Origin of the sequence: Flavobacterium sp. 90 (assembly GCF_004339525.1) — a bacterium.
Taxonomy (GTDB): Bacteria; Bacteroidota; Bacteroidia; order Flavobacteriales; family Flavobacteriaceae; genus Flavobacterium.
This window is the reverse complement of sequence record NZ_SMGE01000001.1, coordinates 2,510,554-2,534,265: the sequence shown is the minus strand read 5'-3', so window position 1 is coordinate 2,534,265 and position 23,712 is coordinate 2,510,554. Positions and strand designations below refer to the sequence as shown.

At 36.9% G+C, this 23,712-nt stretch carries 5 protein-coding genes; 2 read left to right on the top strand and 3 right to left on the bottom strand.

Annotated features, from left to right (window positions below; genetic code table 11):
* Window positions 1-251: 251 nt before the first annotated feature.
* The 3 genes from C8C83_RS10185 to C8C83_RS10175 form a co-directional block, all read right to left on the bottom strand.
* Window positions 252-5,657, bottom strand: coding sequence for a T9SS sorting signal type C domain-containing protein (locus tag C8C83_RS10185; protein ID WP_121328366.1), 5,406 nt, complete (start codon window positions 5,655-5,657; stop codon window positions 252-254).
* A gap of 735 nt (window positions 5,658-6,392) precedes the next feature.
* Complete coding sequence (locus C8C83_RS10180; protein WP_233566043.1) at window positions 6,393-10,226, bottom strand: T9SS sorting signal type C domain-containing protein; 3,834 nt, start codon at window positions 10,224-10,226, stop codon at window positions 6,393-6,395.
* Window positions 10,227-10,431: 205 nt separating this feature from the next.
* On the bottom strand, window positions 10,432-18,147 hold the full coding sequence (locus C8C83_RS10175; RefSeq protein ID WP_121328364.1) for a T9SS sorting signal type C domain-containing protein: 7,716 nt from the start codon (window positions 18,145-18,147) through the stop codon (window positions 10,432-10,434).
* Window positions 18,148-18,432: 285 nt separating this feature from the next.
* Here C8C83_RS10175 and C8C83_RS10170 point away from each other — a divergent pair, with 285 nt between their 5' ends.
* Together C8C83_RS10170 and C8C83_RS10165 are read left to right on the top strand one after the other, a co-directional pair.
* Window positions 18,433-18,906, top strand: coding sequence for a regulatory protein RecX (locus C8C83_RS10170; RefSeq protein WP_121328362.1), 474 nt, complete (start codon window positions 18,433-18,435; stop codon window positions 18,904-18,906).
* Between the two features lie 452 nt (window positions 18,907-19,358).
* Window positions 19,359-23,588 (top strand): T9SS sorting signal type C domain-containing protein, encoded by a 4,230-nt coding sequence (locus C8C83_RS10165; RefSeq protein WP_121328360.1) that lies wholly within the window; start codon window positions 19,359-19,361, stop codon window positions 23,586-23,588.
* Window positions 23,589-23,712: the final 124 nt, after the last annotated feature.

Here is a 23,712-nt window from a genome sequence, read left to right as displayed (position 1 = left end):
GTAGTGAGTAAAATTGTATTACAACAGGCTTTTATGTAAGTTCGTCGATTATAACCTCCAACAAGGTACGATTTTATTTACAACAGAAAAATATTTTAACGTAAAGAATTGTTTTTTAACATATTGAAATCAATAACATCCCTTTTAGAAAAAGAGTGTTAATAGTAAAAAAGTACTGAGAAAAAAATATTGCACAAAAAAAATCCACTCCGCAAAACGAAATGGATTCCTTCTTTTTTAAAATACTATCGTTAAAATATAACCTTTCTGGAGCTTGAATATCCATTGTCTAAAACAATCCTAACTAATAAAACCTGATTTCCTGATTGCAAATTTGGTATCACTAATTCCTTATTCGTTATCTTGTTTTTATGATAAAGCATTTTTCCCGAAACATCAAATAAAACGACTTCTCTAAGTTCTTCTTTAGTAGATGTTACTTTTATAATTTTATCTTTTACCGAAACCAAAACATCATTCTCAGGGTTTTCAAAGTCTCCTGTTCCAAGGGTTTTGTCAATATAGTTAATAGTAAAGCGATCTGTAAAAGTTCCTATTGCAGTTGTAAATGTATAATTACCGGCTTTTAAGTCTGTAACCTTTCCTGTTATTTTATCTTCCAGATATACTTCCTGATTATTAAAAAGCCCATCGGCATGATCAATTCCAATATTAAAATTACCCGCAATGGTCGTTTTATATCCTAACGGAACCTTATCAGTATTTACAAATGGTAATGCGCGACCTTGAATCGTTAGTTTTTCACTTTCATTAATACTATAAAAATCTATAAAACTATTACTCTCCATTGTAGTTGCATCATAATTAACATCCCAACTATTTGATGCTCCTTCGATATAACTTATTAAAAGTTGTTTGAAAGCCCCTTGGGTATTAGTTAAATTTAACCATAATCGATTTTTTTCTAACACTCTTGGTCTTGTTGTTTTAAAAAATTCTCCATTGTTTCCGCCCACTCGCATGCCATTTGTAAACTTAACAGCGTCCGGACCTGAAGCCAGCATAAAGAAAGACTGACAAGCAGCTATTTTTCCTGATGGTGCAGGTCCATAAGTTCCGTCAGGCAATCTGGCTCCTGTTGAAATTCCTCCGGACAAACTAAAAACAGCATAATCATTACTGGTATAATCGTAAGAACCACCAGATGAAGCTGTGCTGCTTGGAGGAGTATTATGTGTCCAAAAGTATAAGGCTCCAACATCTACAGACGGTGATGCGAAATGATTTATGTTAATAAATTCCTCTGCATCTATTGCTGATGGATAAGGATTTCCTATTAAACTCCATTTTGTTGCAAAAAGCGGAACTGAATAGTCTCCATTATTAGGAACACCTGTAAAAATTGCAGGATAAATTGCAGGAGCAGTAATAGAAAAATTTTGTGGTGCTCTAACCACATAACCTACTGCCGGAACCATTACTCGCGTTCCATTTAAGCTAATATCCCATGCTCCCGCTAAAGAATTGTAGCTTTCATATTTGTCTAACAATGTATTTGGAGACAAATCATGAAGCGTATAAGGTTGTGCAGGATTTGTTATTGGTGTTGACCAATAGGTAAAATCATATCGGCGAACCGGTTCTGTATCTCTATGATATATAATGTTTCCTGTATTGACTGCATTTGTTGTTTGTACCAGACTGGCATCATTTTGAAATATCAAATTGGTTCCTGCTCCTGAATCAACATTTAATTCTTTTTCTATTGTTAAAGTATGTCCCGAATTTATTGTTACACTTTTTCCGGAATCAATCTTACATGAACAGACATTTAAATCTCCTGTTGATTGGTAATCTGCAGAAAACTCAACACCATCCGTATTTATGGGAATGCCACCTTTTGACCAAGATGTTCCGTCCCAAATATTTGTAACTGGCGCCTTAATCTCTAAACTTATTGTTGGTAACGAAGCGCAATTGACCCCATCTTCGATCGTAAAATTATAATTTCCGGGTAATAAATTAGAAATTGTATAAGTGGTTCCAGAAGCCGAATAAGTTTTCAAAACAGTTCCGCTTTGAGTAATAATCCATGTTGATGTAGAAAGCAAACCATTTAATACAATACTTCCTGTTGTATTACTGCAGGTAGGTTGTGTAATTGTTCCGGATATTGGAGTAGACGGCAAAGGTTTTACCACAATAGTTCCCACAGCACTAACAGGTCCACAACCTCCTGTTAAAGGAATACTATAATTAAAAGTCCCTGACTGTGTTGGAGTACCACTTATTGTAATTGTATTGGATGCCCAACTTGCAGAAACTCCCGTTGGTAAATTTACCGGCGCACCAATTCCTGTTGCACCTGTAGTGGTATGTGTGATATTTGGCATTACGGTGTGAGAACAAATTATTGGAGATGTTGACGCTGCTCCAACTGTATCTAATTTTACAACAATTGTTCCCGTGGCATTCACTATACTACAACCTCCCGTTAATGGAATAGTATAACTAAAAGTTCCAGATTGTGTTGGCATACCACTTATTGTAATTGTATTAGATGCCCAACTGGCAGAAACTCCCGCTGGCAAATTTAGTGGTGCTCCAATTCCTGTTGCGCCAGTAGTAGTATGCGTAATATTAGGCATCAAGGTATTTATGCATAATATTGGAGATGAAGAAGCCCCTGTAACAGTGTTTTCTGCATTAACAATAACCGGATAAATATCTGTTACTATATAAGGAGTTGAACAAGATGGCGATGCAGTTACCGTCATTGTTAATGTGATCTGTTTTCCAGCATCGGCGGCGGCGGCAGTATACGTAGGTGTTAATGTTGTTGCTCCTGCCGAAATTGATCCGGCACCATTATGTGTCCATAAGATGGTTCCGTTTGACGCATTTGCCTCTCCGGCGGCGAGTGTAACTGATCCGTTTGAACACGTACTTTGCGTACCAGAAATTGACGCTGTGGGCGCAGCCTGAATATTTATAGTATAAGCTGCTGTGGCAATTTGTGGCATACAAGCATTAGTACTTGTAACAGTCATTGTTAAAACAACCGTTCTTGCTGCTCCGCCCTGAACCGGAGTATAGATCGGTGTCAATGTAGTATCACCAGTTAAGGTTCCCGCACCACCGCTAAACGTCCATTTTATTGTTCCATTTGTTGCCGATGCTCCTGTTACGGTCACAGGTTGATTAGAGCATATTGTTACACTTCCTCCAGCAATTGCAGTTGGCAAACCTTGTACTATGACGGTTGCTGCTGGAGAATCTGCACTTGAACACCCACCTGAATTAACTGCTTTTACAGTATAACTACCAGCTGCAGTTGCATATATAGACGAACCCATTTCGCCTGTAGACCAAACATATGTATATGCAGCATTAGGAGAAACTACATTAAGACTTACACCATCTGTCTGACAAATTGTGGTAGAAGTTGGCAAAATAGCCGGAACCGCAGGTACAGGCGTAGTTGAAGTGTTTGCTATTGTAGAATTTGCACTTGTACCACAATTATTTGTGGCTCGGATTCTATAATAGTAGATCGTATTTGCCGACAATCCTGTAATGTTTTTTGTAAGCACATTACCAACATTTAAACCATTGTAAGCAGGTAATATGTTATTCGTGAAAGCAGTTCCAGATGCTTGGGTTGAGACATCTATAATATAACTTGTTGCACGAGTAGCTGAACTCCAATTTATTGTAATTTGAGTGCATGTTTGCCCTGTAGGTGTATTTACCGTAGGTACAGTGGGCGTCCCTGAACCTCCCGTTGTTGTTCCATACATAATAATACCCGAATTACTACTTGTACCACAAGTATTAGTAGCTCTGACTCTGTAATAATAGGTGGTATTCGCATTTAATCCAGTTACATCGAAACTAAGCACATTTCCAACATTCAAGCCATTGTAAGCAGGTAATATATTATTTGTAAAAGCAGTTCCTGATGCTTGGGTAGAGACATCTATAATATAACTTGTTGCTCTTGCAGCCAAAGCCCAATTTGCCGTAAATTGAGAACATGTCTGACCTGATCCCGCATTCGCAGTAGGTGTTGCAGGAATTCCAGCAACAGTCGTTGAGGTACTGTAGTTAATAATAGCCGAACTTGAGCTTGTAGCACAACTATTAGTAGCTCTCACTCTATAATAATAGTTTGTATTTACAGCCAATCCTGTAACATCTTTCGTTACAACATTTCCAACATTTAAATTATTGTAGCCAACTAACATATTTGTATTAAAATTAGCTCCATTTTGTGTAGATACATCTAAAAAGTAACTAGTTGCACCTGATACTGCGGTCCAATTTGCGGTTATTTGTGAACACGTTTTCCCAGAACCTGCATTTGAGGTTGGCGTAGCAGGAGCTACTGTAGTTGCGTATGTTATAATATTAGAATTAGCACTAACACAAGTACCATTATAAGCTCTTACTCTATAATAATAAGTATCATTTACCAAACCAGTTATATTAAATGTAAGCACATTGCCAACATTACGCGCGCTGTAACCTGTAACAAAAGTCGCAAAAGTATTATCTGTAGAAACATCTAATTCGTAATACGATGCACCTGAGACAGCTTGCCAATTGGCGGTTATTTGCGTACATGTAGCACCAGAACCAGCCACAGCTACCGGAGCAGTTCCTGATGAATTTACTACGACTGTTGCTAAATTATTTATTGTAATTGGTGAAGTACAATTTTCAGAAGCTACTGTACTTGATCCGGATGTTAAGGCAGTAATTTTTACAAACTTAGATCCAACCGCAGTAAAACCACTGGCAATAAAGGATCCGGTCCCGGTTGTTGTTACATTCATTGCAGAAGGAGTTTGTGCTACTCCCTGTATTTCATAAGAAACTTTATAAAGACCAACAGGCAAATTTCCCGTTAAAGTAATCTCTGAAGAGCTTCCGGAACAAACATTTACTGCAGAAGCCACTGCACCAGATAAACTATAGGTGGGACAATTATAAGAAATAATTACTTTTCCGTCTCCTCCATCTCCACCTACTCTAGCACTTTGAAAAAAAGAAGATCTACCACCACTACCACCACCTCCCGGAGGATTACCCGGATTACCTGCATTGGTCACAAAGGCACCTGTAATTGCAGCACCACCCGTTCCTCCGCCATTTGCAGCATTTCCACCGGCACCTGAACTAATAACAGATCCTGTGTCATCAACAAAACCAGATTCTCCGGCAAGACCTGGAAATCCTGAAATTGTTGTTGTTCCAACAGATGCTCCACTCGCACCTCCTAAACCTCCTGCAGGTTGGTTTCCTGTATTTACAAGACCTCCCTTTCCTCCATCTGCTTTAAGTGAAAATCCGGTAATGGCCGAAAAACCTCCAAAATTTCCATTTGCTCCGGAAACTCCTTTTCCTCCAGCTCCAACAATTACTGGTAATAAAGCCCCGGAGGTTATTGTCAAAGAGGCACTTGCAAATGCACCTCCACCACCTCCGGAACCAGCTCTTGCACCACTAAATCCGGGAGGAGCAGTCGAGCTACCTCCTGCACCACCGGCTCCCCAAGCTTGTACATTGATTGAAGTTATTCCAGCAGGACTAACAAATGTTTGTGAACCAGCAGCTGAAAATGTAGTTGTAGTCTGTGCATAGAAAAAAACAGGAAAACAAATCAATAATGGAATAAGTAAAGATCTTTTCATATCAAGGCGTTTTAAATCATTAAAAAATCAGATTCAGTTGAAAATCATTTTTAGACTATTTAAATACCGCAATTTTGAATCAGAACAATAAAAAGGAAATGATTAAGACGTTACGCATGAACACAAAATGTTATAGAAAAATTTGAACATGAGTTTCACAAACTGATACTAAACTTAATGTTTAGTTGGTGAATTTAATTGTACGAACTAATTCGTAAAATTTGTGTTTACTTTTTTTATTTGACATTCAGATCGTAGTCATTAAGATGTACTTTTTTGTTTATTTAGTGTGGCATTTAAATTAAACAATCAGTAGTTGTAAGTAGGTAGAAGGGCCCCGAAAAAAAATTTTTTTGTTTACATTTTTAATACTTCTAAGAGCAGTTTTAACAAAATGTAATAGTAGAATTCCGTTAAAAAAAGTGTACTAACAATTTACAAAATATTATTTAACTTATTAAAAAACAGATACTTATAATTAAAAAATTAAATATTTTTAAGTAATTTCGCATAAAGTTTTTTTTTTAATGTAGTTCATCATTTAAATAATGTAGCTCATCCAAATAAATAAAATGCTAATTCTGAATTTTTTGTGGTTTTAATACCTGATTTGGAAAAACAAGAGGTAATTTAATCTCAAAAAACGTCTGACAAGTACATAAAATCAAAAATTATTGCACAAAAAATCCATTCCGTTTTGCAGAATGGATTGTAAATATTTTGAAAAACATCTTCTTAAAAAGGTATTTTTTTTATTATCGAATTTCCATTTTCCAATCTCACTTTTACAAATAAAATTTGATGTGCTGAAAACAAATTCTGAATGGTTAATTTATTTGTATCCAATTTATCTTTTCTGTAGATACTTTTTCCGGAAATATCAAAAACAACAACTTCATTTATATTTTGATTTTTGGCAATAATAAAAATCATTTTATCTTTTTTCCAAACTACAACATCATTGTCCTGAACTTCAAAATTATCAATACTTAATGTTTTATCAGTAAATTTTACTATAAAACGTTCATTAAAAGTTCCTATTGAAGAATTAAAAAAATAGGGCGATTGAGATAAATTATGAATGGTCTTCAAATCTTTATCTTCAATAAAAACATTTGTTTTCTCAAAAATTCCGTCTTTATGATCAATGCTAAAATTAAAATTACCTTCGATTCCTAATTTGAAACCTAATACGATAGAATCTTTTTCAGTAAAAGGCAAAGCACGTCCCTGGATTACTAATTTTTTGTTTTCGATAATACTGTAGAAATCAGCATACGGATTTCCGTTCATACTTAAAGCATCATACTTATCATCGAACTCGTTGGTTGCTCCTTTTATATAACCCAATAAAATTTGCTTAAATGCACCTTCATCATTTCTTAGATTCAACCAAAATCTATGTTTTTCAATCGTGCTTTGATCTGATTCTTTATTGTGATTTGCCGGCTTAAAAAAACTTGCATTTCTTCCTACTATCCTCATTTCGTTTGTAAAACTGACAAATCCTAAATCCTTACTTTGCAGAAAAAAGGATTGTCCTGCTGCAATCGCACCATTCGGCTCTGTTTTATTAGAAACAGAAGTTGTTGCGGCTGTGCCAACACCTCCAAGCAAATTATAAGTTGCATAATCATCAGCTGTATATTTAAAATTGGTTATTGGCGTATTATGAGTCCAGAAATACAGTGCTCCTTTTATTTGTAAGTCATTATTCGTCAAAAAAACATCTGCATTAATTGCCGACGGATAGGGATTTCCAACTAAATTATAACTGTCCTCCATTCCCAAATCAGCGTTAATTTTCCCATTATTTGGAATCCCTTTAAAAGTAGCTTCAAATACAGATCGTTCTGTAATTGAAAAATTCTGTGGCGCTCTAATAACATATCCTTTGCCTACAATCATGATATTGGAAGGCTTCTCGAATGTCCAGCTTTCTGTTAAACTATCATAAGACTCATATTTATCGAATAACGTATTTGGAGAAACATCAATCAATTTTTGATTTTCAACGGGAGAAGACCAATAAGTAAAATCATATCTTAAGACTGGGTTTGTTTTTCTTTTAAAATGAATAATTCCTGTATTTATCATATCATCGTCTGATTGATATAAACTTGTTGAATCTTCTAAAACTAACGTTCCTAAACCTACATATGAAAATTCAATTCCTAAAGTATTACCACTTAATAACGTTACTGTTTTTCCTTCGTCAATTGAGCAACTACAAATATTTGTAGTTGTCAACGAAGCAAAATTTTCTTTAAAAAACACTTCTTTACCTGCTGATGGCTTTCCATTATTCCAGGAAATACCATTCCAGATTGTAGAATCAACGCAGAGTTTGAGACGTGCAATTCTATGTTTTGCAATCCTGGAAACAGAATTAAAATTCCCTCCAATTAATACTCTGTAATCTGATGTAAAACTCATTGCAAAAAGAGTATTGTTCAAAGGAGCATCAAAAGAGACATCATTATCGCCATTTTTCAACAAACGTATAAATCGCTGAGAAGGCAAATTTTTGTAGGTTCCTGAGAAAGTTCCTCCTACGAGAATTCTATCATCGGGCTGAACAAGAATACTGCGAACTTCTCCTTTGCTAAAACCTGTACCTGAATCAAATGTAGTATCTAAATCACCATTAGAATTTAGCCGAAGTATTCGTTTTTGTGCAACTTTATTATAGCTTAAAAAAGAACCTCCAATGATTATTTTCTGATCAGATTGTAGTGCGATCGCATATATATTTTTATCGAAACCATCGTCAATATTAAAACCGGAATCAATACTTCCGTCGGGATTTAAACGGACTAAACGAGCGAAACTATTCCCATTAAAACTATTAAATCTTCCTCCTGCCAAAATTTTTCCGTCAGGCTGAATTAAAATCGCCTCAATAATAGCGTCAGCACCAAGACCTGTATTAAAGCTATTATCACGAGAGCCATTTGATAATAATCTAATGATTCTTCCCACTCCAGTTGAACCATTATAAGTGGTAAAATTGCCTGCAACAATTACTTTTCCATCTGGCTGAATTGCCATTGCATATATCTGACTATTAAATCCGGATCCGATATTAAAAGTAGGATCAATTGTTCCATCCGGAAAAACTCTGGTAATCCGATTGGAGATTACATCGTTATACTTCGTAAAGTTTCCTCCAAAAACAATTTTCCTGTCTGTTTGTAATACGGCAGATTTTATGAGATTATTTGCTCCCGATTTATTGGAATTAAAAGATGAATCAGAAAATCCGTTCTCTAAAAGTCGGGCGATTCTAAAAATTGGGTCACCATTAAATTTGGTAAAACTTCCAAAAATCATTGTTTTATGATCTTCTAATGGCAAAATTTTTAAAACCGAATTATCAAAACCAACTCCTGCAGACAGGTAACTACTATCATGATCTCCGTCTGGGTTAACTTTTACTAATCTGCCTTGATTTTGCCCGTCAAAAGTTAAAAAAGAGCCTCCAATATACCAAGAGCCATTTGAGTCATTTATTAATGCTAAAACAGAGCCTGAACCTGGTCCGGATTCTATATCAAAATCTGAATTTAGAGTTCCATTAGAATTTAAAAGAAAAACTCTATTAATTGCATTGCCATTATATAAGCCTGCAAAAGATCCTCCAACCATTATTCGACCTGAAGCATCTATTTTGATTGCTTGAACAGCGCCTCCGTTTATGCCCGAACCTGATAATAAACTATTGTCTAAGGTGCCGTCTTCGTTTAGACGTATGATCCGATTTGCTATAATTCCGTTATAGGTTGTGAAGCTTCCGCCCAGAATAATTTTACCATCTTCCTGAACTGCTATTGCATCGACATCATCATTAAAACCAGTTCCGATATTAAAGGTTTCGTCTATGCTTCCATCATAATTTAAACGGGCAATTTTATTCTTTGAAGCGCCGTTAAATGCTAAAAAATTTCCGGAAATCAGAATTTTTCCGCTGGCTAAAACTCTGGCATTTGAGATAATTACTGATGAACCGGAACCTGTAATAAAAGTAGGATCTAAGGTTCCATTTGGAAGTAAACGTGCAATTCGATTTGCTGTAATATTATTATATTTTGTAAAACTGCCTACAATAATAATTTTGCCGTCTGGTTGTGGACAAATATTATAGATAATACCTGTTGTGGCCGCGATCGATGTATTAAAGGATGTGTCGTTTGTTCCATTTTTATTTAGACGAATCAACCTTCCTGAACTTACACCGTTGTAAGATGTAAAACTTCCGCCAACCAGTATTTTGCCGTCAGGCTGAATGTGAGTTGTATATACTTTACCATTGAAACCAGTTCCGGTACTAAAACTTAAGTCGTTAGTTCCATCAGGTTTTAATCGGGTTAAATAAGTACTTGGTATTCCGTTAAGTCCTAAATAATCTCCACCAACTATTAGATTTTCATCTGATTGCAGCGATAAGGTCCTGACTGTATTGTCGAAACCATCTCCATTTAAACCATCATCAAATGTGTTAAAGGTAATATCTACTTTTCCTTGCTGTGCATAAAGTTGTGGCGTAAATGTCGAACTAATTAAAATCAAGGAACAAAATAATTTTCTAATCAAAATTTAAATTTTCAGGTTATTACTATTTGTAAGAATAAACCGAAATGTAAAATTCTTTTATGACTACAGCAATACCCACTTTTGGTTAAATTTATGGTTATTGCAAAAAAAATCCATTCCGAAAAAACGGAATGGATTTAGATAATTTAAAATGTTAAAGATGTTTTAATCTCTAGATCATTTATTGAAATATAATCTTTTTGGTTGTTGTAAAACCATTGTCTAAAGTAACTTTTACTAATAACACCTGATTACTTGATTGTAAATTTGGTATTTGCAATTCATTAACGTCTATTTTCTTTTTGTTATAAAGAAGCTGTCCGTTGATATCATAAATCGTAACTTCTTTGATCGTTTCTTTACTAGAAGTTACTTTGATCGTTTTGTCTTTTATAGAGACAAAGACCGTGTTTTCAAGATTTTCAAAATCTCCTGTTCCAAGAGTTTTCTTGGTATAAGCAATTGTAAAACGGTCTGTAAAAGTTCCTATCGCCGTTGTAAAAGTATAGTTACCAGCTTTTAGGTCTGTAACTTTTCCTGTTGTTTTATCTTCCAGATATACAGCCTGATTATTGAATAATCCGTCAGCATGATCGATCGCAATTATGAAATCACCTGCAACTGTAGTTTTATATCCTAATGGAACGCGATCTGTATCTGCAAATGGTAAAGCACGACCCTGAATAATCAATTTGTCTGCTTGATTGATACTGTAGAAATCTACAAAACTATTACCATTATTTGTAGCAGCATCATAATTAACATCCCAGTCATTTGTTGCGCCTTCGATATAACCAACCAAAACTTGTTTGAAAGCTCCTTGATTACTCGTAAGATTTAACCATACACGATTTTTCTCGATAGCATTTGTTTTTGCTGTTTTGAAAAATTGCTCGTTTCTTCCGTCAACTCTCATATCATTTGTGAATTTAACAACACCCGGAGCAGAAGCCAACATAAAGAAAGACTGACATGAAGCTATATCGCCTGTTGGCGGTGGTGTTGGCCCTGTTCCTGTTGAGCCGGATAAATTAAATACAGCATAATCGTTACTGGTGTAATCATAAGATCCCCCTGCTGAAGGCGTACTACTTGGAGGAGAATTATGCGTCCAAAAGTATAATGATCCAACATCTACAGATGGTGAAGCATCATGGTTAATTTGAATTAATTTTTCTGCATCTATTGCTGATGGATAAGGGTTACCTATTAAACTCCATTTTGCACCATATATCGCAACTGTGTAATCTCCATTGTTAGGGGTTCCCGTAAAAACTGCCGGATAAACTATGGGAGCAGTGATCGAAAAAGTTTGCGGAGCTCTTACTGCATAACCTACGGCAGGTTCCATATCTTTCAATCCGTTTAGATGGATGTCCCATGATGATGTTGTCGAATTATAGCTCTGATACTTGTCTAATAAAGTACCCGGAGATAAGTCCTTAAGTTTATAAGGCTGAGCAGTATTTGTTATTGGTGTTGACCAATAAGTAAAATCATAACGACGAATTGGTTCTGTATTTCTATTATAAGTAATATTTCCTGTATTTGTAGCATTTGTTGTTTGCACTAAACTGGCTTCGTCTTTAAAAACTAAAGAACCTAAAGGCGCTACTGTTACACTACCTACTACTCTTAAAGTATTTTTGCTGTTTACTGTTAATGAAGCATTGTCATTTACATTAAGTGTAAAAGCATTTGCAACAACTCCAGCTCCTGTAATCGTTGGAACATTTAGTACCACTGACGCATCTGGTATTACAACACAATCTGACGGTAATGGTATTCCTGAAGGATTCCAGTTTGCAGGATTACTCCAGTTTGCATCTGAGTTTCCTGTCCATACTTTAGATGAAGAAACATTTATTGTCACATTTGTAGAAGCTAAAGAACTACAAGAATTAGCAGCACCCACAACCGTAAAAGTATAATTACCCGGCGCAAGATTTTGCACATTGTATGTTGTTCCTGTACCATTATATGAACCTGGAGCAAAACCGCTTTGTGTGATTGTCCAAGTTCCGCTTGACGGTAAATTACTCAACAAAACACTACCTACTGGTGAAGCACATGTTGGTTGTGTTGGAGTTCCCGGACTTGGTGTTCCTGGTAATGCATTTACTGACATTGTTATTGTATTAGACGTCGCTGGACTTCCTGTTAAACAAGGACTTGCATTCGATGTCATTACAACTTTGATAGCGTCGCCATTAGCTAAAGTTGAACTGCTATAAGTTGAACCTGTCCCTACTGCAGTTAATCCATTGTACCATTGATAGGTTGGAGTAGTTCCTCCATTAGTTGGTGTTGCTGTAAAAGTTACCAGTGTTCCCGCACAAATTGCTCCCGATGGTGAAGCTGCAATATTAACACTTGCTGGAAGGTCTGGTGAAACCTTCACTGATACTTCATTAGAAATAATTGCGCTTCCACATGATGGCGTTGAAGTACAAACTATAAGCCAGTCACCAACTCCTAAATTTGCTCCTGTTGGAGTAAAAGTTTGTGCAGTTTGACCTGATATATTTGTAATCGCTCCTCCAGAAACTAAGCGTTTACCCCATTGACGAGAAATTGTACCTCCTCCGGTTTCTGCTACCGTTAAAAGTGTTCCTGTACCTATTAGACATAATGCCTGACCACCTGTTGGTGAAATTCCAACTGCTGATAAAGTTGGAGTTACAGTAACGGTTGTTGAAACTGTTGATGAAGTACCACATCCATTAGCCACAACACTCACCGTTGCCGGACCTGAAAATCCTGCTGCCCAGGTAACCGTTCCTGTTGTTCCGCTTCCTGAGATTGTATTTCCTGTACCGCTAACGCTCCATGTATAACTCGTAGCATTAGTAGCAGATGTCGTATAAGTAGTGTTTGCACTTCCCTGACAAATTGTTGCTGTTGCTGGTGAAGCTGGAGTAATTGCTGTTGGCGTACCAACTGTTGGTGTCACAGTAATTGTTGTTGAAACTGTTGATGAAGTGCCACAACCATTAGCTTTAACACTCACCGTTGCCGGACCTGAAAATCCTGCTGCCCAAGTAACCGTTCCTGTTGTTCCGCTTCCTGAAATTGTGTTTCCTGTACCGCTAACGCTCCATGTATAACTTGTAGCATTAGTAGCAGATGTAGTATAAGTAGTGTTTGCACTTCCCTGACAAATTGTTGCTGTTGCTGGTGAAGCTGGAGTAATTGCTGTTGGCGTACCAACTGTCGGTGTAACAGTAATTGTTGTTGAAACTGTTGATGAAGTGCCACAACCATTAGCCACAACACTCACCGTTGCCGGACCTGAAAATCCTGCTGCCCAGGTAACCGTTCCTGTTGTTCCGCTTCCTGAAATTGTATTTCCTGTACCGCTAACACTCCATGTATAACTTGTAGCATTAGTAGCAGATGTCGTATAAGTAGTGTTTGCACTTCCTTGACAAATTGTTGCTGTTGCTGGTGAAGCTGGAGTAATTGCTGTTGGCGTACCAACTGTTGGTGTGACAGTAATTGTTGTTGAAACTGTTGATGAAGTGCCACAACCATTAGCCACAACACTCACCGTTGCCGGACCTGAAAATCCTGCTGCCCAAGTAACCGTTCCTGTTGTTCCGGTTCCTGATATTGTGTTTCCTGTACCGCTAACGCTCCATGTATAACTGGTAGCATTCGTAGCAGATGTTGTATAAGTAGTGTTTGCACTTCCCTGACAAATTGTTGCTGTTGCTGGTGAAGCTGGAGTAATTGCTGTTGGCGTACCAACTGTTGGTGTGACAGTAATTGTTGTTGAAACTGTTGATGAAGTGCCACAACCATTAGCTTTAACACTCACCGTTGCCGGACCTGAAAATCCTGCTGCCCAGGTAACCGTTCCTGTTGTTCCGCTTCCTGAGATTGTATTTCCTGTACCGCTAACGCTCCATGTATAACTCGTAGCATTAGTAGCAGATGTCGTATAAGTAGTGTTTCCACTTCCTTGACAAATTGTTGCTGTTGCTGGTGAAGCTGGAGTAATTGCTGTTGGCGTACCAACTGTTGGTGTCACAGTAATTGTTGTTGAAACTGTTGATGAAGTGCCACAACCATTAGCCACAACACTCACCGTTGCCGGACCTGAAAATCCTGCTGCCCAGGTAACCGTCCCTGTTGTTCCGCTTCCTGATATTGTATTTCCTGTACCGCTAACGCTCCATGTATAACTCGTAGCATTAGTAGCAGATGTAGTATAAGTAGTGTTTGCACTTCCCTGACAAATTGTTGCTGTTGCTGGTGAAGCTGGAGTAATTGCTGTTGGCGTACCAACTGTTGGTGTCACAGTAATTGTTGTTGAAACTGTTGATGAAGTGCCACAACCATTAGCTTTAACACTCACCGTTGCCGGACCTGAAAATCCTGCTGCCCAGGTAACCGTTCCTGTTGTTCCGCTTCCTGAGATTGTATTTCCTGTACCGCTAACGCTCCATGTATAACTCGTAGCATTAGTAGCAGATGTCGTATAAGTAGTGTTTCCACTTCCTTGACAAATTGTTGCTGTTGCTGGTGAAGCTGGAGTAATTGCTGTTGGCGTACCAACTGTTGGTGTCACAGTAATTGTTGTTGAAACTGTTGATGAAGTGCCACAACCATTAGCCACAACACTCACCGTTGCCGGACCTGAAAATCCTGCTGCCCAGGTAACCGTCCCTGTTGTTCCGCTTCCTGATATTGTATTTCCTGTACCGCTAACGCTCCATGTATAACTCGTAGCATTAGTAGCAGATGTAGTATAAGTAGTGTTTGCACTTCCCTGACAAATTGTTGCTGTTGCTGGTGAAGCTGGAGTAATTGCTGTTGGCGTACCAACTGTCGGTGTAACATTCACAGTATAAGTAGCCGTAGTTACTAAGCAAGGTCCATTTGATACCGTCATGGTTAAAACAACAGCATTTCCTGCATCTCCTGATGCAGCTGTATATGTTGGTGCTAACGTTGTTGCATTACTTAATGAACCTGCACCGTTATGTGACCATAATATAGTTCCATTTGTTGCATTTGCACCACTTACTAATGCTGTTCCAGTTTGGCATATTGTTTGACTACCTCCTGCACTTGCTGTTGGAGTAGGTAAGGTTATAGTAACTCTACCCATACCACCAACACCTCCAGAACTATTAGTACCGTTTGTGTTGCGTCCTCCTGCACCACCACCACCAGGGGCATTTCCATCTGCTCCTTTACCATTAGTAGTAGTACCAGCAGCTATTGCGCCTCCGTTAGCTCCTGCACTTCCACTACCTGCAATACGATTAGTACCAGTTAAATTTGCTGAACCTCCGGCCGCACCGTATGTACTAGTAGTTGTACCACCAACATTTCCAGTTGAAACAGCCGTACCTCCGGTTCCATTATTAGTTGTATTATTTCCTACCAGTCCGCCTCTACCACCTACGGCCACAATTGTTGTCGCTGAACCAAACCAAGATGATCCTCCAGTTCCTCCACCAGCAGTTGTAGACACAGTCCCTCCAGTACCAACATTAATTGTATATGCAGTATTAGGTGTAACTGTAAAAGATGCGTTTTTAACATAAGAACCTCCGGCTCCACCACCACCAGCCGATGGGTTATTAGACGCTCCGCCACCGCCACCGCCAGCTCCCCAACATTCCACTTGAATATTTGTAACTCCTGCAGGAATAGTATAAGAACCTGTGGAATCAAAAACAATAGTTGATGATGAAACGTTTACTGCTGCCGTAGTAGCTGAGCAATTAGGTGCAATGTTGCTGGTAAAAGTAAATGTAGCTGTTCCTGTTGCTAAACCTACTACATCACCACTATTCGTTACAGAGGCAATCAAAGGATTGTTACTTACCCATGTGCCTCCAGTTGTAGGAGATAATTTAGTTGTACCATTCACACAAATATTGCTGCTACCTGTGATACTTACAGTTGGTGGAGTAGTTATTGATATGACTGGAGAACCATTCATATTTAAAGTACAACCAGCATTTTTAGCAACCACTGTGTATGTACCAGCTACCGTTTGAAGACCAAAACTAATCGCAGACCCTGTTCCCGTAACAACAGCACCCGCAACATCAACTCCGTCTCTTTGCAACTGATAGCTAATATTTAAAGACGAACTAGCCGAACCATCCAGACCAACCAAAACTCCGGTACCTCCAGAACAATATGGTCCTCCTCCTGTAACATTATAAACTACCGGAAGATCAACTACATATACAAATGTACTGGAAGAGACATTTCCGCAACCGCTTGAATTGGTTGCCAATACTTTAAATTCCTTCATTCCAGTTGTTGTAAATGTAACTGCAGGACTTTTAATATTTGTAGCTGTAGTAAAACTTGTTCCCGCAGACGGTGTTGACCATGCATAAGTTACACCTGAAGCAGAAATATTATCCACATCTAATCCTGCAGATCCTCCGACACAAACAGTTAAGGTTTTATAGCTCCCTTTAGGATTTGTTATCGCAATGGGAACTACCTGAGTAGATGGAACTAAAACTATATTATCTACAATAGACCCCAGAGTACTTGATCCTCCTAAGGAGTTGAAAAATTCAAGCACTATTGAAGAACTTGTTGGCGTAAACGTTAAAGTACCTACTTGAGGAGTATTATTAGTATCACTGGTAGTAATATTTTTTGATGCTGTAATTGAGCCACCTTCATATACTCTGACGTCAACCGCAACAGTAGCCGGAGATCCCGGTCTTCGAGCATAAAGAAAATTTAGTGTGTACTGAACATTTGGAATAACGGATACAGTTTGACCAAGAGATGCCTGGCTATCTAATTCTGCTGTATTATCATCATTATTATTACCAAAATAGACTTTTTCATTCAAAACCTCAACATAAGAAGTACCGCTAACAGGTCCTTTTGAATTAATAGCAGGTGTCCAACTAGTAGCTCCACCACTAAAATCGCCATTAGTAATTGAATTTCCAGCACAATTAGTAATAAGAACCTGATCTGTCGATGTCCAACAGCCATTCGTTATAGTCCAGTTTAACGCCCATGTTCCTGATCCCGAAGGTGTAAATAGAGCCGTGGGGCTGGAAACATCACTAAATTGACTTGTTGAAGTACTTGGGCCACTAACTATTGACCATGTTCCTGTATTACCACTTCCCGCAGCATTTGCCGCTAATGTAAATGGAGTATTTTTATATTGATCTGCTCCTGCTTGCGAAATAGTTGTTGGCGGAGCAAAGCTGTAAATCTGATTAGTTGCTGGTTTAGCACTAATACTTGTAGTAAAAGTTGACGACTGCGCAGTTGGTGCAGCGCTTGGAGTATTTAACGTCAAATACGTATCATTCGCGTCATAAATACCTATGGAAGCAGATCCATTATTTACAGCCGTTCCTCCTTGTTTATAATAATATTCAATTACATTACTAGTTTCATAAAGCCATACCTGAAAAGAAATAACATCATTATTCGCATTAAAATCCCATTCTTGTTGCGACCATTCAAGTTTAAAAATTCTATTTGGAGCAGATCCGGAAACAACATACCTCGGAATCGTTCTGTTCTGTAAATCATCCCATAACGGAAATAAAATTGGCTTTGATGATGCTGCATTTCCTGATGTATTAACATAAGCCGCATTTGTTGTAGATCCAAAAGTAAGCCAACCATTGCTTGAAACTTTAACTTGATTATATGCCGATCCTCCAAACGTAAAATTGAAAGGCAGGGTTATTGCGTTAGAGACTGCCTCATCATCTGTAGCAGCTAACCCCGGAACGTTAGTAGTCCCGGTTAAAGTTGGGTAGGTCCCTGATCTTGCTGTAAAACAATAATTACTGGCTGATTGTCCATAATTAATAAAAAAAGTAAAAAATAATACAAGACTTAATAGTAATTTTTTATTCGTAAGTAGTTTTCGAATCATATAGGCGCGGTATTTATATTAGTTTTTGGCGTTAAAAGAAATAAAACAGCACTGCATTTTTAAAACAATACTTTAAATTTGGCTTTTAATCTGAAAATTAAAGCTAAAATCCTGTTTTTTAGACAGATTAAAACTTATCAAAATCTCGTACAAAAATATTATAATTCCACACATACACAACATTTTAGCAAACAATATTTTTAGGAAAAAGCAAAAAAAGACGTACAATTTTAACAACAAAATGACTATTTTTAGAACAAATAGTTAAAAAGAAAGAAAAAACTCATGAAACCATTCTGCACTCCCAAGGAAGCCTTACTTAAGCTCGAACACTTTTGTGCCTATCAGGAGCGCTGTCATGCAGAGGTTGTTACGAAATTATACAGCTTAAAAATGACCAATGATGAATCAGAACAAATCATAGTTCAGCTAATCGAAAGTAACTTTTTGAACGAGACTCGTTTTGCCTGCAGTTTTGCCAGAGGCAAACACAGAATCAAACAATGGGGAACTATCAGAATCACAAATGAACTAAAAGCAAGGCAAATTTCTTCGACAAATATCAAAATAGCATTAAAAGAAATATCTCCTGAAGAGTATGACACTACTTTTCAGCAATTATCAGAAAGATGTTGGGAAAATTTACGTGAAAAAGACGTACTGAAAAAGAGAAAAAAATTCTGCGATTATATGCTAAGACGTGGTTTCGAAAGTTTTTTAGTTTACGACAAAGTAAAAGAATTGGAAAAAAACTCATAACTCAATTTTATCGTTTGAAAATTTAGACCCAAATCTATTTTAAGATCTAAAAAATAAAAAAATAATTCACTGAAATTTTAAAATAGCAAATCCAAAAAACTACGTTATGCAACAAGACATAAAATTGCGTTTTTATAAGAAAAACCACCAATCATAAATCTTCCGTTTTTTGCACAATCTGCATCATAAATCACTTTTTTATAATTAAATATTCAAAAAAGGTTAAATTTCAAAGCGTATTTTGCGATTTTTCTTATATTTAAAAAAGCTGATTTATAAGAAATAACGCAATTTGATCAATTTTATGATGTAGTTCATCGATTATTTTAACATTTCATCGACTATATCGTTCTTCTAAAAACCGTTCCGATATCCAAAACGTAGATGTATCTATCTTTGCGTGGGCAAAAAAATCCTATGCCAACATAACAATCTGATAGAAAACATTTAACATGAAGAAAACTCTACTTTTATTTTTATTGTTACCTTTTTTTGGAATTGCACAAACTGATCTTGTAAAATGGAATGGGCCAAGCGACGCTAACGGAACAATCGTAGCTTCTACAGCGGCAGTTTCAGCAGCCCAAATTACAGCAGGTCCAAACTCAAATTTACAAATTTTAGCATACGAAGGTTTTAAAGGAACAGGTTGGCCTACTACTTTCGTTAAAGACGACAACAAGTATTTTCAAGTAGCGGTAAGTGCAAAAACAGGATACAAACTTAAATTAGGAGCTTTCAATTTTACTTACAATGGTGAATCTCATGTTGATGTACAAAGATATCAGGTACGATATTCCAAAGACAACTTTACAACAAGCTATCTATTACTGGATGAAGCAACTACAACAGGAAAAATAAACAGATCATTAAGCCTTGCCAATTTAACTTTGACGCAAGGAGAAACACTAACTATAAGAATTTATGGTTATAAGTTAATGGTATACGGAGATCTAAATGCTCCAATATTTTTAGCCAATTCAAATACTATCACTCAAACAGGAAATACGACACCTACAATCACCGGTACAGTTTTAACATATGATGCAAGTGATATAAATGCTAATGATGACAATGTAACTACCAAAAAAAATACGGCAATCACAATAGGCGTTTTAAATAATGATACAGCTGGAACCAGTTCTATTAACAACATTGTAATAGCAAATCAACCTGCAACAGGGCAAGGTACCGTAACCGTAAACCCGGATAAATCTTTAACTTTTAATCCTGGAAACAATTTTACGGGACAAACTTCTTTTAAATACACCATTTCCAATTCAACTAAATCATCCACAGGAACTGTATTTGTAAATGTAGATGACATTACTCCAAGCCTTGTGATCTGGAATGGATCAGGATCTACTCCAAAACCTACTGCTGCGGTTTCAGATTCTAATATTACCGCCTCAGATATCACAACAAACAACACCATGTCTTTTGGTGCAGTAAATAGTGGCTTTAGAGTAAATGGATCTCCAACTTCATTAGATTACTCAAAATATATTCAAATGAGTGTTAGCCCTAAAACGGGGTATAAAATAGACCTTACGCAATTTAAATTTACTTACAATTCAACATCTTCAAATAATGCAGGTCCAAAAAAATATCAGGTTCGATACTCTTTAGACCCAGCTTTTCCAGGAAACGGAACGAGTTTAATAGCTGAAACAACTGCTGTATTAAATACACAGACAACTGTAACAGCTAATTTCCCTCCTGGCGTTGTAGCGACACAAAATCAAGTATTTTATATCCGAATCTACGTTTATGAAAATGATCAATACTACTCAGATTACTATCTTGTACATGATAACGGAGGAGAACTAGGTCCAACAATTTCAGGCGTTGTTTCAAGTACCAATACCTTAACTGCTAACTATGATACGGCAACTACACCAGCGAATCAAGCAGTACACATTCCGGTTTTGAATAATGATATCATAGGATCAATTCCATTACAAACTATGACTATATCAACACAATCTCTAAATGGTGTCGCTGTAGCTAATGGTCTTACTGATGTAACTTTTACCCCAACTACAGGTTTTTCTGGTGAAACATCATTTGTATATACTCTTTATAACGGAAGTGCTTATTCGTCGGCAATTGTTTATGTAACCGTTACACCACCACCATGTGCTGCTACTCCAACACCTGGAATAAATCAATGGAACGGATATGTTTACACCTATACAGGAACACCAGCACCAACTACATATGTTGGAACGGTTTACGAAAATCCAAATTTTGAAAGAGATGTACAATACGGAACAATAACAGGTGACCAAAGTGTTGCTGCTGATAACTTTTGTGGTCCGGTACCGGCTGAAAATTTTATGGTGCGCTATTTAATGCAAACCACTACCACAGCTGACACTTATAATTTTACAATAGGAGGAGATGACGGTGTTCGATTGTATATTGACGGAAACTTAATTACTCTTTCGCCAACAGGTTCATGGGGTGATCACGGCTATAACGTTTATACTGCTCAGGTTCCGTTAACTGCAGCATCACATAGCTTTATACTTGAATATTATGAAAAAGGAGGAATCGCAAGAGTATCCTTTTCACATGGCGCGGTTATAGCAACTAACGCCTCACTTGAGTTTGGAATTAATAAATGGAACGTTTACGGTTTCAATTTACCAGATATCAATTTACAAGCTTCGAGTTTCGCAGGAATGTATGTTGATCCAAATCTAAACTTTGACTCACAACTTTTTTGGAATAAAACAAAATCACCTTCATATTACTCTAATTGGCAAGGAGCACCAATGCCTATCGACAATTTTACTATTACTTATAAACGTAAGGGCTTTCCATGCGGTCGCTATCAACTTGTGCTGCCAAATTGTGATGATGTGGCAAAAATTTTCATTAATGGAGTTGACATTTTTACTCAAAATGGTTACAGCAATGCTAATGTACAAGTAAATGGAACTACCACATATTTCCTAAACGAAAACTCTACAGTAGAAGTACGCCTTAGAGAAGATGCTGGTGATGCTAATATTGCTCTTAATTTTATTGATACACCAACTGAATATAATAATGGCACGGGAACTATACCCCCAAACTCAACATCTATTAAAATAACCACAAATACAACTTTAAATAACGATATCGAAGTTTGTTCTTGTACAATTAGTCCAAATGTGGTTCTTACCGTACCTTCTAACAAAACATTGACGGTTAACCAAAATATAACTGTTGGAACGGGTGGAAAACTTCTGCTTGAAGATGGAGCTTCATTACTACAAACTAGTACCACGACAAATTCTTATCAAGGTGCAGCAGATTCTTTTCAGGTACTAAGAAATACAGATTTGGTGAAACGTTATGATTTTACGTATTGGTCAGCACCACTAACCAAAATTCCGGCTTATACAATGCATGACTTGTCACCAGGTACATTATTAGACAAATATCAGAGCTATGATTCTTCAGCAAATGCATGGAAGATCAATTTAAACGGAACAGATGAAATGAAACCTGGTGTGGGATACGCAATTAGAGCGCCACAGAATTTTTCAATCACAAATCCAGTGACTTATCAGGCAATTTTTAATGGTATTCCTAATAATGGTGATTATTCAATTCAACTTTATGCTACAAATTATAGTTTAATAGGAAATCCTTATCCATCAGCGATAGATGCACAGAAATTTATTACTATAAACCACAATGCTACACCATCTGTAGATGTTGGATCATTGTACTTTTGGACACACAATACGCCTCCAAGTGATAAGCCTTCAGCAGGAGGATCTTATGATTACACCAGTAATGATTATGCTGTTTTAAACTTATCAGGATCAACTTCTACAGGTGCAAAACGACCTGACGGAACTTACGAACCTGCACCATCTGGAAAAATAGCTTCTTGTCAGTCTTTCTTTATGAAGGCTTCTGGTCCTGGTGTTGTTAAGTTTACAAATGATATGCGTATAAGCGGAAGCAATAATGAGTTTTATAAAACAACAAAAACAAATGAGCTTGAGAAAAATCGTATTTGGTTAAATCTTACGAGTAATCAGGGAGCTTTCAAACAAGCTTTGGTTGGTTATATCGAAGGTGCAACAAATGACTGGGATGTTAATTATGATGCTAGTACTATGAATGGGAATTCTTTTATAGATTTTTATAGTATTAATCAAGCAGATAAATTGAGTATTCAAGGGCGTGCTTTACCATTTACAGATACTGACAGAATTCCGTTTGGGTATAAAACTACTGTTGCAGGTGATTTTACCATAGCAATCGATCATGCTGACGGATTATTCGATAATCAGGCAATATATTTAGAAGATAAAACGACAGGAAAAGTTATAGATCTAAAAGCTGGTAATTATACTTTTACAACTGCAATAGGAACTTTTACAGACCGTTTTACAATTGCATATACGAAGAAAACTCTTGGAACAGGAGATTTTGAAACTACTGAAAACGATCTTTTGGTTTCTGTAAAAGAGAAAACAATCAAAGTAACTTCTACTAAAGAAAACATTAAAGAAGTTGCTATTTATGATATATCAGGAAAAATTCTTTACAATAAAAAGAAAGTTGACGCAGCTGAATTACAAGTACAAAACCTTCAATCAGCCACACAGGTTTTATTGGTAAAAATAACATTAGACAATGACTATGTTGTAACAAAAAAAATCATATTTAATTAAACCTACAATTTTATATGTAAAATCCGACAGCGAAAGCTGCCGGATTTTTGTATGTAATAACTCCCCTAAAACTGAATTATAAACACTAAAAAAAATCTATCATTTAAAGATCTCCTAAAACGAC

Coding starts and splice junctions, on each gene's coding strand:
- C8C83_RS10165 (WP_121328360.1), top strand. CDS start 19,359: ATGAAGAAAACTCTACTTTTATTTTTATTGTTACCTTTTTTTGGAATT.
- C8C83_RS10175 (WP_121328364.1), bottom strand. CDS start 18,147: ATGATTCGAAAACTACTTACGAATAAAAAATTACTATTAAGTCTTGTA.
- C8C83_RS10185 (WP_121328366.1), bottom strand. CDS start 5,657: ATGAAAAGATCTTTACTTATTCCATTATTGATTTGTTTTCCTGTTTTT.
- C8C83_RS10170 (WP_121328362.1), top strand. CDS start 18,433: ATGAAACCATTCTGCACTCCCAAGGAAGCCTTACTTAAGCTCGAACAC.